At 73.0% G+C, this 15,130-nt stretch carries 12 protein-coding genes; 9 read left to right on the top strand and 3 right to left on the bottom strand.

Annotated features, from left to right (window positions below):
• Nucleotides 1-3: 3 nt before the first annotated feature.
• Nucleotides 4-3,405, bottom strand: coding sequence for a BTAD domain-containing putative transcriptional regulator (locus tag ACFYT9_RS16950; protein ID WP_389164342.1), 3,402 nt, complete (start codon nucleotides 3,403-3,405; stop codon nucleotides 4-6).
• Between the two features lie 199 nt (nucleotides 3,406-3,604).
• On the opposite strand from ACFYT9_RS16950, the gene ACFYT9_RS16945 reads away from it, so the two are divergent.
• From ACFYT9_RS16945 to ACFYT9_RS16930, 4 genes are all read left to right on the top strand, one after another.
• Entirely contained in the window at nucleotides 3,605-4,363 is a 759-nt protein-coding gene (locus ACFYT9_RS16945; protein WP_376604494.1) for an SDR family oxidoreductase, read from the top strand.
• Nucleotides 4,364-4,414: 51 nt separating this feature from the next.
• A complete protein-coding gene (locus ACFYT9_RS16940) occupies nucleotides 4,415-5,020 on the top strand; it encodes an NAD(P)H oxidoreductase (protein ID WP_389164339.1) in 606 nt (201 codons plus the stop codon).
• Nucleotides 5,021-5,139: 119 nt separating this feature from the next.
• Nucleotides 5,140-6,534: an MFS transporter gene (locus tag ACFYT9_RS16935; RefSeq protein ID WP_389164650.1), complete on the top strand. Its 1,395-nt coding sequence runs from the start codon at nucleotides 5,140-5,142 to the stop codon at nucleotides 6,532-6,534.
• Between the two features lie 283 nt (nucleotides 6,535-6,817).
• Nucleotides 6,818-7,423 (top strand): maleylpyruvate isomerase family mycothiol-dependent enzyme, encoded by a 606-nt coding sequence (locus tag ACFYT9_RS16930; protein WP_389164648.1) that lies wholly within the window; start codon nucleotides 6,818-6,820, stop codon nucleotides 7,421-7,423.
• A gap of 14 nt (nucleotides 7,424-7,437) precedes the next feature.
• On the opposite strand, the gene ppk2 is transcribed toward ACFYT9_RS16930, so the two are convergent.
• Nucleotides 7,438-8,409, bottom strand: coding sequence for a polyphosphate kinase 2 (gene ppk2, locus ACFYT9_RS16925; protein WP_389164336.1), 972 nt, complete (start codon nucleotides 8,407-8,409; stop codon nucleotides 7,438-7,440).
• A 133-nt stretch (nucleotides 8,410-8,542) separates the two neighbouring features.
• Complete coding sequence (locus ACFYT9_RS16920; RefSeq protein ID WP_389164334.1) at nucleotides 8,543-8,767, bottom strand: hypothetical protein; 225 nt, start codon at nucleotides 8,765-8,767, stop codon at nucleotides 8,543-8,545.
• Nucleotides 8,768-9,201: 434 nt separating this feature from the next.
• Here ACFYT9_RS16920 and ACFYT9_RS16915 point away from each other — a divergent pair, with 434 nt between their 5' ends.
• The 5 genes from ACFYT9_RS16915 (at nucleotide 9,202) to ACFYT9_RS16895 (ending at nucleotide 15,068) form a co-directional block, all read left to right on the top strand.
• Nucleotides 9,202-10,419 (top strand): MFS transporter, encoded by a 1,218-nt coding sequence (locus tag ACFYT9_RS16915; protein WP_389164331.1) that lies wholly within the window; start codon nucleotides 9,202-9,204, stop codon nucleotides 10,417-10,419.
• A 173-nt stretch (nucleotides 10,420-10,592) separates the two neighbouring features.
• Nucleotides 10,593-12,443: an asparagine synthase (glutamine-hydrolyzing) gene (asnB, locus tag ACFYT9_RS16910; protein ID WP_389164328.1), complete on the top strand. Its 1,851-nt coding sequence runs from the start codon at nucleotides 10,593-10,595 to the stop codon at nucleotides 12,441-12,443.
• 160 nt (nucleotides 12,444-12,603) lie between these two features.
• Nucleotides 12,604-12,804 carry a hypothetical protein gene (locus tag ACFYT9_RS16905; protein WP_389164325.1) on the top strand — a complete coding sequence of 67 codons (201 nt, stop codon included), beginning with the start codon at nucleotides 12,604-12,606 and terminating at the stop codon, nucleotides 12,802-12,804.
• Nucleotides 12,791-14,263, top strand: a complete 1,473-nt coding sequence (locus ACFYT9_RS16900; RefSeq protein ID WP_389164322.1) for an amidase — start codon at nucleotides 12,791-12,793, stop codon at nucleotides 14,261-14,263. The genes ACFYT9_RS16905 and ACFYT9_RS16900 overlap by 14 nt, the downstream gene beginning before the upstream one ends.
• Complete coding sequence (locus ACFYT9_RS16895; RefSeq protein ID WP_389164319.1) at nucleotides 14,253-15,068, top strand: thioesterase family protein; 816 nt, start codon at nucleotides 14,253-14,255, stop codon at nucleotides 15,066-15,068. The genes ACFYT9_RS16900 and ACFYT9_RS16895 overlap by 11 nt, the downstream gene beginning before the upstream one ends.
• Nucleotides 15,069-15,130 lie beyond the last annotated feature (62 nt).

Raw genomic sequence — 15,130 nt, 5'->3', positions numbered from 1 at the left:
GCCTCACCTCTCGTGGCCGGGGACGCCGGGGTGGCCCGCGCTGTCGCGGACCGGTGTCCCCGTGACACCGCGGGCCTCGCTCACGGCGGTCTCCGCGTCGAGGCGTTCGCCGCGGGTCCGGGCGGTCAGGAACGTGTCATGACCCAGCGCGGCCCGGGCGACGGTCTCGATCCGCTCCACGTCCCCCCGCTCCGCCGGGGGCAACGGCGCCCCGGTCGACGCCCGCAGCGCCCCCGCCGTACCGAGGAGCAGAGCCGCTCCCCCTTCGCGCCCGCCCAGGGCGTGGGCGCCGGCGAGCCCCTCCAGTGCCAGGGCCACCGCTCGCGGGTCCTCGCTCGCCAGTGCCGTCGCGTAGCCCTCCTCGTGCAGCGCGAGCGCCCCCTCCGCGTCGCCCCTCAGCTCCGCCGCGAAACCCAGCTCCGCCAGGATGAGCGCGTTGGCTCCGTCGAGCCCGACCAGCCGGTGCCAGTCGAGGACCTCCCGGAGGTGGACCTCGGCCTCGTCCAGCAGGCCCTCCCGGCGGGCTCCGAGGCCCAGGCCGAGGACGGCATTGATCTCGCCCGCCCGGAAGCCGACTTCGACGGCCTTCTCCCGCCCCGCCCGGTGGTACGCGCGCGCCTGCCCCAGCTCTCCCCGCAGGAGCGCGGTCCGGCCGAGGCCCGACAGCAGGTCGGGCACCTCGGTGGTGAGCCCGAAGCTCTCCGCGGTGTCCAGGGCGGCCCGCTTCAGCGCGTCCGCCCGCTCGTACTCGCCGCGGATCTCCGCCACGGTCGCCAGCGGGTACACCGACCACAGCCCGCCGCACGCGTCCCCGACCGCCGCGAAGACCGCGGCGCTGCGGGCCGCGTCACTCTCGGCACCCGCCAGGTCGCCCCTGAGCAGCCGCTGCACGGAGCGGTCCCCGAGCGCCGCCGCCTCGCCCCACGCCTCGCCGGTCCGCGTGAACCCGTCGAGGGCCGCGTTCGTGAGTTCCTCGCCCTCGCTCTGGCTTCCGGTGCCGCAGAGCGCGTGGGCGAGGAACCAGCGGGCCGAGGCGAGCGCGGCGGAGCCGGCCCCGTAGGCCGTGTCGACGGACGCGAGCGCGCTCGCGATACGCCGGTGGCGGTCCGTGCCGTCGCCGCTCATCACCGTGAGCCCGGTCCACCAGACCGAGACGCGGGCCCGCAGCCGGGCGAGGGTGTCGGAGTCCGAGGTCGGGGCGGTGGCGGTGGGGGTGGCGGTGAACGGACTGTCCAGCGCCGTCGCCGTCGAGCGGACCGCCTCGCCCAGGCGCCCGCGCAGCACCCAGTACCAGGCCAGGGCGTCCACCAGCCGCAGCGCGTGCTCGGCGTCGCCGCCCTGCGCCGCGCGGTCCAGGGCGGCGCGCAGGTTCGGCGCCTCGGCGTCGAGGCGGGTCAGCCACTCGCGTTGCGCGGGCCCTCGGAGCTCCGGCGCGGCAGCCTCGACGAGACGCGTGTAGTACGTCAGGTGCCGGCGGCGTACGTCCTCGGTCTCGCCCGCGTCGGACATCCGCTCGACGCAGTACGCGGCGACGGATTCGAGCAGCCGGTAGCGCGGCCCGCCCTTCCCGTCGACGGCGACGACCAGCGACCGGTCCACCAGCCGGGCCAGCAGGTCCAGTACGTCGTCGGCTTCGACCTCGCCGCCCGCGCAGACCTGTTCCGCCGCTTCCAGCGTGCAGCCCTCGGCGTGGACGGCGAGCCGTCGCAGGACCAGGCTCTCCGGCCCGGGCAGCAGCTCCCAGCTCCAGTCGATCACCGCGCGGAGCGTCTGCTGCCGGGCCGGGGCGCCCCGCTGTCCGGCGCTGAGCAGCCGGAAGCGGTCGTCGAGCCGTTCGAGCAGCCGGTGCACGCCGAGCGCGCGGACCCGGGTGGCGGCCAGTTCCAGGGCGAGCGGTACGCCGTCGAGGCGGCGGCAGATGTCCTCGACGGCGGCCCGCTGGGCGTCGTCGGTGACCCACCCGGGCGCCGAGGCGGCCGCCCGGGCCACGAACAGTTCGACGGCGCCCGGGAGGTCGAGGGGTGGCACCGGCCACAGCGTCTCCCCGGCGAGGGCCAGCGGCTCCTGGCTCGTCGTCAGCACCACGAGGTCGGGGACGGTGCGCAGGAGCAGTTCCGCCAGCGCGGCGGCCTCGTCGATGACGTGCTCGCAGTTGTCGAGGACGAGCAGCATCCGCTTGCCGCGCAGGACGGCGGCGAGTCGCTCGGCGCCGCTCGGTGTCCGGCCCGCCTCGGGGCGGACGCCCCAGGCCCCGTCGTCGCGCAGTTCCATGGCCGCGGCGACGACCTCGGCCAGCTCGGCGTGGGCTCCGGCGAGTTCGACCAGCCACACTCCGTCCGGGAACAGCTGCCGGGCCCGCCCGGCGGCCTCTACGGCCAGACGAGTCTTGCCGACGCCTCCGGGGCCGGTCAGCGTGACGAGCCGGCGTCCGGCGAGCAGCTCGCGGATCTCCTGGACGGCCGCGTCGCGCCCGACGAGCCCGCTGATGGCCATCGGCAGATTGCCGCGCGTCCCGCCCGCGCCGGTACCGTCCCACCCGGCGTCCGGGGCCTGTTCCGGGCGGGCGTCCGGTTCTCGTGGGGGTGCGTCCGGCGCCGGGGCCGCCGCTCCGGCCTCCGCGTCCCCTGAAGCGGTCCGGCCCCCGGTCCGCGGCGCTTCCAGCGCGGGGTCCTGGCTGAGCATCGCCCGCTGGAGTGCGACGAGTTCCGGGCCCGGGTCGAGGCCCAGGTCCTCGGCGAGCCGGAGCCGCACGTCCTCGTACGCCGCCAGCGCCTCGCTCTGCCGGCCCGAACGGTAGAGCGCGCGCAGCTGCACGGCCCGCAGCCGCTCGCGCAGCGGATGACGTACGACGATCTCGGCCAGCTCCCCCACGAGCAGGGCGTGTTCCCCCGCGGCGAGGCGGGCCTCCGCCGCCTCCTCGCGGACGACGAGCCGTTCCTCCTCCAGGCGGTTCGCCGCCGCCCGTGTGAACGCTTCGTCCGCGAAGTCCGCGAACGCGGGTCCGCGCCACACGTCGAGCGCTTCGGCGAACAGCGCGGCGCGCTGCCCCGGATCGGGTACGGCACGGGCCCGGGCGGCAAGCACGGCGAACCGCTCCGCGTCCAAGGCGCCTTCGGCGGGCACGAGTTGGTAGCCGGGGGCGCGGGACACCAGCAGGTCGCGACCGCCGGGTTCGGCCTCCTCCAGGACGCGCCGCAGCTGGGAGACCTTGGCCTGGAGGGCGCGCAGCGGTCTACCGGGCGGTTCTTCGCCCCACAGGTCGTCGACGAGCCGGTGGGTGGCGACCGGCCGGCTCGTGTCGACGAGGAGCGAGGCGAGCAGGGCGCGCACCTTGAGCTCAGGGACCCGGACGGGATGCCCGTCCTCGGTCCAGACGGCCGTCTCCCCCAGCACCCCGAATCGCATGGGATCACCGTAACTCCCGCCCGTACAGGCCCCGCACCGGACCCACGCCGGACCCTCGCCGGCCCCACGCCGAGCCCGCAACGGTCCCGAACCGGGCCCCGAACCGGGTCCGAACAGAACCCGAGCCGTACCCGAACAGCGCTCCCGCAGAGTCTTCCTCGTCAGCAGGAAACAGCACACCACCACCGAGGAGACTCCGATGGCCCGCTCCACCACCCTCACCGGCAAGACCGCGCTCGTCACGGGCGGCAGCCGCGGCATCGGCCGCGCGATCGCCCTGCGACTGGCCGCCGACGGCGCCCGCGTCGCCGTCCACTACGCCTCCAACGAGGCCGCCGCGAAGGAGACGGTCGCCGCGATCGAGGAAGCCGGAGGTTCCGCCTTCGCCCTCCGCACCGAACTGGGCGTCCCCGGCGACGCCGAGGCCCTCTGGAAGGCCTTCGACGAGCACGCCGACGGCGTCGACATCCTGGTCAACAACGCCGGGATCGCCGGCGCCGGCACGATCGACGAGGTCGAGGAGGCCGACTACGACCGGGTCTTCGCGGTCAACGCCAAGGCGCCGTTCTTCATCGTCAAGCACGGGCTCGGCCGGCTGCGGGACGGCGGCCGGATCATCAACATCTCCTCCGGCGTCACCAAGGTCGCCTTCCCCGGCATGACCTCCTACGCCGCCTCGAAGGGTGCGGTCGAGGTGCTGACCCTGACCCTCGCCCAGACCCTCGGCGCCCGGGGCATCACCGTCAACGCGGTCTCGCCCGGCACGATCGAGACCGACATCCACCCGTGGATGGCCGACCCGGCCGCCAAGGCGCACGCCGCCGGGTTCTCGGTCTTCAACCGGGTCGGGCAGCCCGGGGACGTGGCCGACGTCGTCGGCTTCCTCGCCTCGGACGACGCGCGCTGGGTGACCGGCCAGAACATCGACGCGAGCGGCGGCTCCGGCCTCGGTCTGTGACGTCCCCCGTGCCCGCACGTCGCCCCGCCGACCCTCTCGAAGGACGCCGCCATGCCCCGCCACACCCTGCTCGTCCACGCCCACCCCCGTACCGACTCCCTGACCGCCCAGGTCACCGATCTGCTCCACGCCCGGCTGAAGGACGGCGGCTCGACCGTCGACGTGCTCGATCTGTACGCCGAGGGCTTCGACCCCGTCCTGCGGCCGGCGGACGAACCGGACTGGGAGAACCGGGAGAAGCGCTACTCCCCCGAGGTCCACGCCCACATGGACCGGATCCTGGCCGCCGACGACGTCGTGGTCGTCTTCCCGGTCTGGTGGATGGCACCGCCGGCCGTCCTCAAGGGATGGATCGACCGGGTGTGGAACTACGGCTTCGCCTACGGCCGCAGCAAGCCCCGGCTCGGCGGGAAGCGGATGCTGTGGCTCGCCCTGATGGGCAACACGGAGGCGGAGATCGAACAGCTCGGCCTCTCCGCCGTCCTCGACCTGCAACTCCGGTTCGCGGTCTCCCGGTTCTGCGGGATCGAGGACTCCTCCGTCGCGATCGTCCACGGCACCGAGCTGTCGGGCGTGCCGCGCGCCCTGCGCCCGCAGCGGGTGCGGGAACTGCTGAAGTCCGCCGAGGAATCCCTGAACGGAGCGCTGCCGCGATGACCACCACGCACACCACCCCTGATTCCCCCTCCCCCGCCGCCCCGGCCGGGGCGGCGCCGGCGAAGGCGGGCGCCCGCCAGTGGCTCGGCCTCGCCGTCCTCCTCCTGCCGGTCACCCTGATGACCGCCGACCTCGGCGTCCTCTGGCTCGCCACCCCGTACCTGGCCGCCGATCTCCGGCCGAGCAGCGCCCAGTTGCTGTGGATCACCGACATCTACGGCTTCCTCACCGCCGGCACCCTGGTCATCATGGGCACGCTCGGCGACCGCCTGGGCCGGCGCAGGCTGCTGATGGCGGGCTCGGCCGGCTTCCTGCTGGCCTCGCTGCTCGCCGCGTACGCCCCGAACGCCGGAACCCTGATCGCCGCCCGCGCCCTGCTGGGCGTGGCGGGGGCCGCCGTACTGCCCTCCACCCTCGCCCTGATCAGCCACATGTTCGCCGACGCACGGCAGCGGGCGACCGCGATCGCCATGTGGGTGACGGCGCTCTCCGTCGGCCTGGCGATCGGGCCGATCGTCGGCGGGGTGCTCCTGGCCTCCTGGTGGTGGGGTTCGGTGTTCCTGATCGGTCTGCCGATCATGCTGCTCGCCCTGGTCACGGCGCCGGTGCTGCTGCCGGAGTACCGCGACCCGGGGGCCGGCCGGATCGATCTGCCGAGTGTCGCGCTGTTCCTGCTGGCGATCCTGCCGCTGGTGTACGGGGTGAAGTCGGTCGCCTCGCACGGCCCGACGGCGGAGGCCGCGGCGGCCTTCGCCGGCGGTGCGGCCCTCACGCTGCTCTTCGTCCGCCGCCAGAACCGGCTGGCCACGCCCCTGCTCGACCTGCGACTCTTCCGCGACCGGGCCTTCTCGGGTGCGCTGCTCACGCTCCTGCTGGGCATGACCGCGCTGAACGGGGTGGAGTACCTGGTCCCGCAGTACCTGCAGGCGGTCGCCGGCCAGTCGCCCCTGGAGGCCGGGCTCTGGCTGCTGCCGGGGGCGGTGGGGCTGATCGCCGGGTCGCAGCTGACCCCGCCGCTCGCCCGCCGCTTCCGCCCGGCGTACGTCCTGATCGGCGGCCTGCTGGTGTCGCTCGCCGGATACGCGGCGATCGCCCTGACCGCCGGAGTCTGGACGGCGTCCCTGGGCCTCGCGGTGGTCATGTTCGGGGCGGCCCCGATCAGCGTCCTCGGCACCGCCCTGGCCGTCGGCGCCGCTCCCCCGGAGAAGGCGGGCGCGGCGGCGGCGACCGGCCAGACGGCGTACGACCTGGGTCTGGCGCTGGGGATCGCGGTGACCGGCAGCGTGGCGGTCGCGGTCTACCGCGACGGGATCCCGGACGACGCGCCGGCCGCGGCGCGGGAGTCGCTGGGTGCGGCGAGCACCGTCGCGGACCCGGAGCTGCTGGCCACCGCACGCGACTCCTTCACCACGGCCCTGCAGTCGGCATCGGGGCTCAGCGCGGGCTTCGCGCTGCTGACGGCGGTCCTGGTGGCCGTGCTGCTGCGGAAGGTCCCGAGGAACTCCACGAAGTAGGTGGCGACGCGCATCGCGTCAGGGCCCGTCCTGAGGACGGGCCCTGACGCGTTCCGTCCCCGGTCCGGCAGGACCCCGGAGGGACGTGATGCGCCCGACGGCCCCGGCGAGCGTGGACGTGCTCCGCCCTGGGGGAGGTACCGGAAGACGGTCCCCGGCGGGCGGGGTGGGGAGAGACCGCCGCGGACGGGACCGATGAGTTCCCGGGGCGCGGGGAGTCCCCCTTGGGGCAGATGCTGTACTCGACCGACCGAGGGAGGAAGCCGTGGCAGATGTCTGGTCGATGGTCCACGCGGAGCGCGCGGCGCTCATCGACGACCTTGAGCGCCTCGACGAGGAGCGGTGGGAGGAGGCGTCGCTCTGTGCCTCGTGGACGGTGCACGACGTGGTCGCCCACCTGGCCGACACGGCCCGGACGACACGCCTGGGCTTCCTGGTCGGCCTCGCCCGGGCGCGGTTCGACTTCGACCTCCAGAACGCCCGCGGCGTGGAGCGCGAACGGGGAGCCTCACCGCGGGAGACGCTGGCGCGGCTGCGGCAGGTGGCGACGCGCAGGACGACCCCGCCGGCACCCGTCGACAGCCGCCTCGTCGAGGAGATCGTGCACGGCGAGGACATTCGCCGGCCCCTGGGCCTCTCCCACACCTACCCCCAGGAGGCCGTCATCCGGTCGCTTCGCCTCCAGGCCCGGACTCCGGCCTCCTTCGGCGGGGCCAAGGAACTGGTGTCCCGCACCCGGCTGACCGCCACGGACGCCGACGTGCCGATCGGCGAGGGGCCGGAGGTGCGCGGGCCGGCGCTGTCCCTTCTCCTGGCCGTGTCGGGCCGGAGGGTGGCACTGGACGACCTCGAAGGACCCGGGCTCACCACGCTCGCCACGGCGATCTGAATCGCCCGGGGCACCTATGTGGCGGGGTGCAGGCCGGGGCCGTCGGACGATCCGGCCAGGGGCGTCGGCGAGAGGCCGGAGGACTCCTCTCCGGGTTCGAGGAGGGTGTCGGCGGCGCCCACGATGAGAGGGTCGGGCCGGCCGACGGCCTCCTCGTCCTTGCGGGCGTAGTCGACGCGCCCCAGCAGGCTGCGCATGGCCTCCAGGCGACCGCGCCGCTTGTCGTTGCTCTTGACCACCGTCCACGGCGCGTCGCCCGTGTCGGTCGCGCGGAACATCTCGACCTTCGCCGTGGTGTACGCGTCCCACAGGTCCAGGGAGGCCAGGTCGGTGGGCGACAGCTTCCACTGTCGCACCGGATCCACCTGGCGGATCGCGAAGCGGGTGCGCTGTTCGGCGCGGGAGACCGAGAACCAGAACTTGACCAGCAGGATCCCGTCCGCCACGAGCATGGACTCGAAGGCGGGGCACTGGCGCAGGAACAGCTCGCACTCCTGCGGCGTGCAGAATCCCATCACCTTCTCGACGCCGGCGCGGTTGTACCAGGAGCGGTCGAAGAAGACGATCTCCCCGGCGGCGGGCAGGTGCGCGATGTACCGCTGGAAATACCACTGCCCCTGCTCCCGCTCGGTCGGCTTGTGCAGGGCGACGATCCTGGCTCCGCGCGGGTTGAGCCGCTCCGTGAAGCGCTGGATCGTGCCGCCCTTGCCCGCGGCGTCCCGGCCCTCGCAGATCACCACCAGTCGCGCGCCCGTGGCCTGGACCCAGTGCTGAAGCTTCAGGAGCTCGATCTGCAGCACCCGTTTGGTCCGCTCGTACTCCCGCCGCTGGATCTTGCGGTCGTACGGATAGTTCTCCCGCCAGGTACGGATCGGCGCCCCGGAGCCGTCCAGCAGAACCGGCTGCTCCGGGCGTCGGTCGTCCACGCTGAGGCCGGAGAGCAGGTCGTCGCCCGCCCGCGGCCGCGCTTCCGGATCATCAGTCACACCTCGCACCTACCCGATCGTCATCGGAACATGACGAAACGATCAGTCATCCGAGGGAGGCGGCGTCATGCTCGCCCGGGAGGACGGAGCAGGTCTCGGCCGAGGGGACGGACAGGTCTCGCCCGAGGCAGGTTCAGCGGGGCTTCGGAACCCGTTCGGTCAGCTCGTCGAGGACGCGCTGCCACTCCGCGGCGTACTGTTCCAGCCATTCACGTCGCATGGCTGCCTCCGCACAGTGCACACGGGAACCTTCGCACCTGTTTCGCGCATTGTCCCGTTGCAGGGCGACCTCCTCGCGAGAGAGCCCCACGGCCTTTTTCCTCACGTTTTCGCGCACTGCCTCATCGGACTCGAACACGCTTCCCCTCCTTTCGACAGCGACCTCGGCAGATCGCCGGGACCGCACGACGGCGCAGCGACACGATAGGGGATTCCGGGAATCCTGAACAACAAAGGGTGGAACTCCGCACCGGCAGGTTCGGGACGTCAGCCGTCGCTCGCGGGAAAGGCGGCCGCTCCCCCGTATCGGCAGATACGCGACTTGGCGAAGTCGTCACGGGTCTTCGGGGGTTCAGGTGCCCCCTCGCCGCGTCGGCGAGCCCGCCTCCTCCCGCCTGAACCTCATCTGACCTGCTGATACTTGCTGCGTCGGGTTTGCGTCGGTGGAGCCGGGCCACGGCGAGCCGGCGGCGGAGTGGTTGTTGGTGTCGGGAATCTGCCAGAGGATGGAGCCCGTTCCTGCTGGACTGGAGACCACGCTCCGCATGTGAGGCCCAACTCAGGACGGAAATCATGTCCACAGCAACCACCTCTTCTGTCCAATCTCCCGCAGCTCCGGATCGATCGCCTTTGGTTTCCTGGCTGGCGGTCGTCTCGATCATGCTGGGGATTTTCTCCATCGTCACCACCGAAATTCTTCCGATCGGACTGCTCACCTCGATCGGGTCGAGTTTCACCATCTCGGACGGAATGGCTGGTCTGATGATGACCATGCCCGGATTCCTGGCCGCGGTCTCCGCCCCTCTGGTCACGGTGGCCACGGGGCGGATCGACCGGCGGGTCATGCTGGGCGTGTTCATCCTGCTGCTGGCACTGGCCAATTTCCTCGCCGCCGTGGCGACCAGCTATTGGCTGGTCCTGGTCTCCCGCGTCATGGTCGGCATCACCATCGGTGGTTTCTGGTCCATCGGAGCCGGCCTCGCGAGCCAGCTCGTGCCCGCGAAGTCGGTGGGACGGGCGACCTCGGTGATCTTCTCGGCGGTGCCGCTCGGTTCCGTGCTCGGCGTACCGCTGGGCACGTTCATCGGCGACATCGCGGGCTGGCGGACCGCGTTCCTGGTCATGGGCGTCTTCACCCTGGCCGTCCTCGTCCTGCTCCTGGTGGTCGTCCCGCCGCTCCCCGCCCACCAGGCGACACGCCTGAACGTCCTGGGCGAGATGCTCCGCAGCGTCAACACCCGCTTCGCGCTGGTGATGACCTTCCTCGTCGTCCTCGCCCACTTCGGCACGTACACGTACGTCACCCCCTTCCTGGAGCAGGTGACCCACGTGAGCACCGGGCTCATCACGGTCTATCTGCTCATCTACGGAGCGGCCGGAATCGCCGGCAACTTCCTCGGCGGATCCACGGTGGGGCGCTATCCGCGGGCCACCTTCGCCGCGGCCGCCGCTCTGATCGCCGGCTCGACCCTGCTCCTCCCCGTCCTCGGCGGCTCGGACTTCGGCGCCGTGGCCCTCCTGGTCGTCTGGGGCGTCGCGTACGGAGCCGTACCGGTGTGCTCCCAGACGTGGTTCTCCAAGGCCGCGCCCGACAACCCCGAGGCGTCGTCCGTCCTCTTCACCGCCTCCTTCCAGGCCACCATCTCCATCGGAGCCCTGGTCGGCGGAGCCGTGCTCGACCGCTCCTCGCCCTCCACCGTCATGGTGCTGGGCGGGCTGGCGGCCGTCCTGATGGTGCTCGTGGCCTGGGCGCACCGGGCGGGGAGGTACACGTGGCCCGCGGCCTCGTAGCCTGACCGCGCCGCGGCGGCCCGCCTCTCCCGCACCTGTCCCACCACGCGCGTGCTCCGTCCCGTCGCGGCCGGCCCCTCGGGCCGGCCGCGGCGGGCGGCACCTTCCCTTTCCTCTCCCGGACCCTCTCGATGAGCCAGGTGCTCACGTCCTACCTAAGGAGAACGTCGCTTATGTGCGGCATTGCGGGCTGGATAGATTTCGGGCGCGATCTGACCCAGGAGCGCGCCGTCGTCGACGCCATGACGCAGACCATGGCGTGCCGCGGTCCCGACGCCGAAGGCGTGTGGATCGACCGGCACGCCGCCATCGGGCACCGCCGGCTCTCGGTCATCGACCTGGAGGGCGGGCGCCAGCCGATGACCGCCGAACGGGACGGGCGCGTCCTGGCGGTGCTGACCTTCAGCGGTGAGATCTACAACTACCGCGAGCTGAGGGCGGAGCTGATCACACGTGGACACCGCTTCCGCACCGAGAGCGACACCGAGGTGGTCCTCGAGGGCTACCTGGAGTGGGGCGAGGGCGTCGTCGACCGGCTCAACGGCATGTTCGCCTTCGGCGTCTGGGACGCCCGGACGCAGGAACTGCTCCTGGTGCGCGACCGGATGGGCGTGAAGCCGCTGTACTACTTCCCCACGGCGGACGGCGTCCTGTTCGGCTCGGAACCCAAGGTGATCCTGGCCAACCCGGAGATCCCCCGCCGGGTGAACGAGAACGGGCTGCGCGAGCTGCTCGACATGGTGAAGACCCCGGAGCACGCCATCTTCACCGGCATGTACGAGATCCGGCCGGGCCACACGGTCCGGGTCCGTCGCCAGGGCCTCCTCAAGCGCCGCTACTGGGCGCTGGAGGCCCGGGAGCACACGGACTCCCTGGAGACGACGATCGACACGGTCCGGGGGCTCCTGGACGACATCGTGAGCCGGCAGCTCATCTCCGACGTACCGCTGTGCAGTCTGCTCTCCGGCGGTCTGGACTCCTCCGCCGTCACCGCGCTGGCGGCCAGGGCGCTGGCCGCCCGGGGCGCGGGGCCGGTGCGCTCGTTCTCCGTCGACTTCGTCGGCGCCGAGGAGAACTTCGTCCCGGACCCGCTGCGGGCGACGCCGGACGCGCCGTTCGTGCGCGACCTCGCCCAGCACGTGGCGGCGGAGCACAAGGAGATCCTGCTCAACAGCGACGACCTCAGCGACCCCGGCGTGCGGGCCGCCGTCCTGGCCGCCACCGACCTGCCGCCCATGTGGTACGGCGACCTGTGGCCGTCCCTGTACCTGCTCTTCAAGGCGGTGCGGGAGCGGTCCACCGTGGCCCTGTCCGGCGAGTCGGCCGACGAACTCTTCGGCGGCTACAGCTGGTTCCACGACCCCGAGGTGCTCACGGCCGAGACGTTCCCGTGGCTCACCACGACGCCGGGTCCCTTCTACGACGGGACGCCGCTGTTCGACGGAGGGCTCCTGGGCCGGCTCGACATCCCCGGCTACCGGCGGGCGAGCTACGGCGACGCCATCGCCGAAGTGCCGGTCCTCCGGGGCGAGACGGGCCTGGAGAAGCGGATGCGGGAGATCGGCTACCTGAACCTGACCCGCTTCCTCAACACCCTGCTCGACCGCAAGGACCGGATGAGCATGGCCGTCGGCCTGGAGGTGCGCGTCCCGTTCTGCGACCACCGGCTCGTGGAGTACGTGTTCAACACCCCCTGGGCCATGAAGACCTTCGACGGACGCGAGAAGAGCCTGCTGCGCGCGGCCACCCGCGACGTGCTGCCCGAGTCGATCGTGAAGCGCGTGAAGGCTCCGTACCCGAGCACCCAGGACTCGGGGTACGAGAAGAAGCTCCGCGACCGGCTCGCGGAGATCCTCGGCAACGGCGACGCCCCCGTCCTGCCGCTCCTCGACAAGGACCGCGTCCGAGGCCGGCTCGACGGCAGCATCAGCACCGCCAGCACCCAGATCACCCGCATCGATCTGGAGGTCCCGCTGTGGCTGAACGCCTGGCTGGAGTCCTACGACGTCACGGTCGACCTGTAGGACCGGCTCCCGAGTAGCCCCGTGATCGGCCGGCGCCAGTCCGGCCGCGGGGCACGCACCCTCCCGGTGGCCCCCGCCATCCCCCGTCGGGGGCCACCGGGCTCCCTCGCGTCGGCGAGGAACCCGGCATCCGGCTCCGACCACCCGGAAGGCATCCCCGATGGACGCTGCGCGACCGAACCGCCCGTCCGCGCCATCCGCACCGCCCCCGCCCGACGTTCCGAGGGAGGCGGCCGAGCTGGCCGACCACCTGGGACGGCTCCTCGGACGGCTGCGCGCCCTGGACCTCCAAGGCGCCGCCCCGGCGTCCGTCTTCCGGGTCCCGGCCCCCATGACGGGAGGCCGCCGTGCGGCCCTGTGAGCTCACCGTCGCGGACGCCGCGGCGGCCATCGCGTCGCGCGCCCTGTCCCCCGTCGAACTCGTCGAGTCCGTCCTGACCCGGTGCGAGGCCACGGAGCACCGGCTGCACGCCTACGTGACCGTCGTGGCGCCGCAGGCGAGGCAGGACGCCCGGCAGGCGGAACGGGAGATCGTCGAGGGACGCCACCGGGGGCCGCTCCACGGCATCCCGTACGGCCTCAAGGATCTGATCGACGTCACCGGGATCCCCACCACCGCCAGTTCGCGGGCGTGGGCCGGCCGTACGCCGGGGAGGGACAGCACGGTGGCGGCGCGGCTCGCGGCCGCCGGCGCGATCCTGGTCGGCAAGACCCACACCCACGAGTTCGCCTACGGACTGCTCACCCCGCAGACGGCCAACCCGTGGCACGAGGACGTCGTCGCCGGAGGATCCAGCGGCGGCTCCGCGGTCGCGGTCGCGGCCGGATCGGCGATGTTCGCGCTGGGCACCGACACCGGGGGCTCGGTACGCATCCCCGCGGCCCTCAACGGCACGGTCGGTCTCAAGCCCACCTACGGCCTGGTCTCCCGGCACGGGGTGGCGCCCCTGTCGTGGTCCCTGGACCACGTCGGTCCCCTCACGAGGACGGTACGGGACGCCGCCACCGTGCTGGGGGTCCTGGCCGGCCACGACCCGTCGGACCCCGCCAGCACGGTCCCGCCGGCCCACTGGTCCGCGGCGGTCCCGGCGGACGCGCACGGGCTGCGCGGGGTGCGCGTCGGCGTGCCGGTGAACTACTGCTTCGACCGCGTCGATCCGCAGGTCGAGGCCGCCGTCCGGGGGACGGTCGACCTGCTGGCGGGGCTCGGCGCCACCGTGCTGCCCGTGGAGCTCCCCCTGGTCGAGTACGTCGAGGCGACGCAGTGGGGCCTGATGGCGCCCGAGGCGTCCGCCGTCCACGAGGAGGCGCTGCGCGCGGCGCCCGACCTGTACGGCCGGGACGTCCGGCTGCTCCTGGAGGCGGGACGCCATGTGTCCGCCCTGGACTATCTGCGGGCCCAGCGCACGAGGACCGTCATCCGCGACGCCTGGACCCGCCTCTTCGAGGACGTCGACGTGATCGTCGCGCCCACGTCGCCGATCACCGCGGCGCGGCGCGGGCAGGAGACCGTGCGCTGGCCGGACGGTGTGACCGAGACGGTCACGGACGCGTACGTCAGGCTGTCCTCGCCCGCCAACATCACGGGGCTGCCGGCGCTCTCCCTCCCGGTGGGCAGGGACTCCGCCGGTCTTCCCATCGGCGCGCAGCTGATCGCCGCCCCGTTCGCGGAGTCGCTGCTCTTCCGGGTGGGAACGGCTGTCGAGGAACACCGGCCGGACGCCGGCGGACTCGCCGGCGTCCCGCGGTCGGACGGCATCGACAGTCCTCAAGGCATGAGGCATGAGGCAGGACCTGGAGGCTCGTCCCGTGAACAGTGAGTGCGTTCCGTCCCCCGATTCCTTCTACCGCGCTCTCGGTGGAGGCCGGTACGAGAGCACGTCGGCCACCGCGGGCCCGTGGAGCGCGAAGTCGCAGCACGCGGGGCCCTCTTCGGCCCTCGTCGGGCACGTGATGGAGCGGCACGCTCCCCGGCCGGGCCTGCGGATCGCCCGCGTCACCGTGGAGTTGCTGCGTCCCGTGCCGGTCGCGGACCTGACGGTCGAGGTGCGGACGGTACGGTCCGGCGGCAGCGTCGAGGTGCTCGAAGGGGAGGTGTCGGCGGACGGCACCACGGTGCTGCTGGCCCGGGCCTGGAGGCTGGTCGCCGGCCCTGGTGACACTCCGGAGCTGAGGCCCGTACCGCCCGCCCCTGCGCTGCCGGCGCCGCAGCCTCCGCACACCATGGCGGGCGCCCATCTGGACGGCTACGTCTCGGCGATGGAGTGGCGGTTCGCGGACGGCGGCGGCTTCGACACGCTCGGCCCGGGGACCGCCTGGGTCCGTCAGCGCGTTCCCCTCGTGGCGGGGGTGCCGGACTCCCCGCTGACGCGGGCGCTCACGGTGGCCGACAGCAGTTGGGCCGTCGGCTTCGAGCTGGACCACCACACGAATCTCGTCATCAACACCGACGTGACGCTCGCGCTGCACCGCGATCCCGTCGGGGAGTGGCTGTGCCTGCGCTCGCACACGGCGGCCAGTCCGCACGGTTCGGGGCTGGCCCTCGGGGAGCTCGACGACGTCTCGGGGAGCTGCGGGCAGGTGCTGCAGACCCTGCTGGTCACCGAGCGGCGCGTCGGGCCGTGACCGGCCGTGCCGGGAAGCCGGCGGCCGGCGGGGTGCGGTGCGCACTCCGCCGGCCGCCGTTC

The organism is Streptomyces sp. NPDC004435 (genome assembly GCF_042873895.1).
Taxonomy (GTDB): domain Bacteria; phylum Actinomycetota; class Actinomycetes; order Streptomycetales; family Streptomycetaceae; genus Streptomyces.
Note: the sequence above shows the minus strand (reverse complement) of the source record. Positions and strands in the feature narration are given on the sequence as shown.

What these genes read in the sequence shown, in the direction of transcription:
- ACFYT9_RS16950 (WP_389164342.1), bottom strand. Translation starts at nt 3,405, where the DNA reads ATGCGATTCGGGGTGCTGGGGGAGACGGCCGTCTGGACCGAGGACGGG.
- ACFYT9_RS16945 (WP_376604494.1), top strand. Translation starts at nt 3,605, where the DNA reads ATGGCCCGCTCCACCACCCTCACCGGCAAGACCGCGCTCGTCACGGGC.
- ACFYT9_RS16940 (WP_389164339.1), top strand. Translation starts at nt 4,415, where the DNA reads ATGCCCCGCCACACCCTGCTCGTCCACGCCCACCCCCGTACCGACTCC.
- ACFYT9_RS16935 (WP_389164650.1), top strand. Translation starts at nt 5,140, where the DNA reads ATGACCGCCGACCTCGGCGTCCTCTGGCTCGCCACCCCGTACCTGGCC.
- ACFYT9_RS16930 (WP_389164648.1), top strand. Translation starts at nt 6,818, where the DNA reads ATGGTCCACGCGGAGCGCGCGGCGCTCATCGACGACCTTGAGCGCCTC.
- ACFYT9_RS16915 (WP_389164331.1), top strand. Translation starts at nt 9,202, where the DNA reads ATGTCCACAGCAACCACCTCTTCTGTCCAATCTCCCGCAGCTCCGGAT.
- asnB (WP_389164328.1), top strand. Translation starts at nt 10,593, where the DNA reads ATGTGCGGCATTGCGGGCTGGATAGATTTCGGGCGCGATCTGACCCAG.
- ACFYT9_RS16905 (WP_389164325.1), top strand. Translation starts at nt 12,604, where the DNA reads ATGGACGCTGCGCGACCGAACCGCCCGTCCGCGCCATCCGCACCGCCC.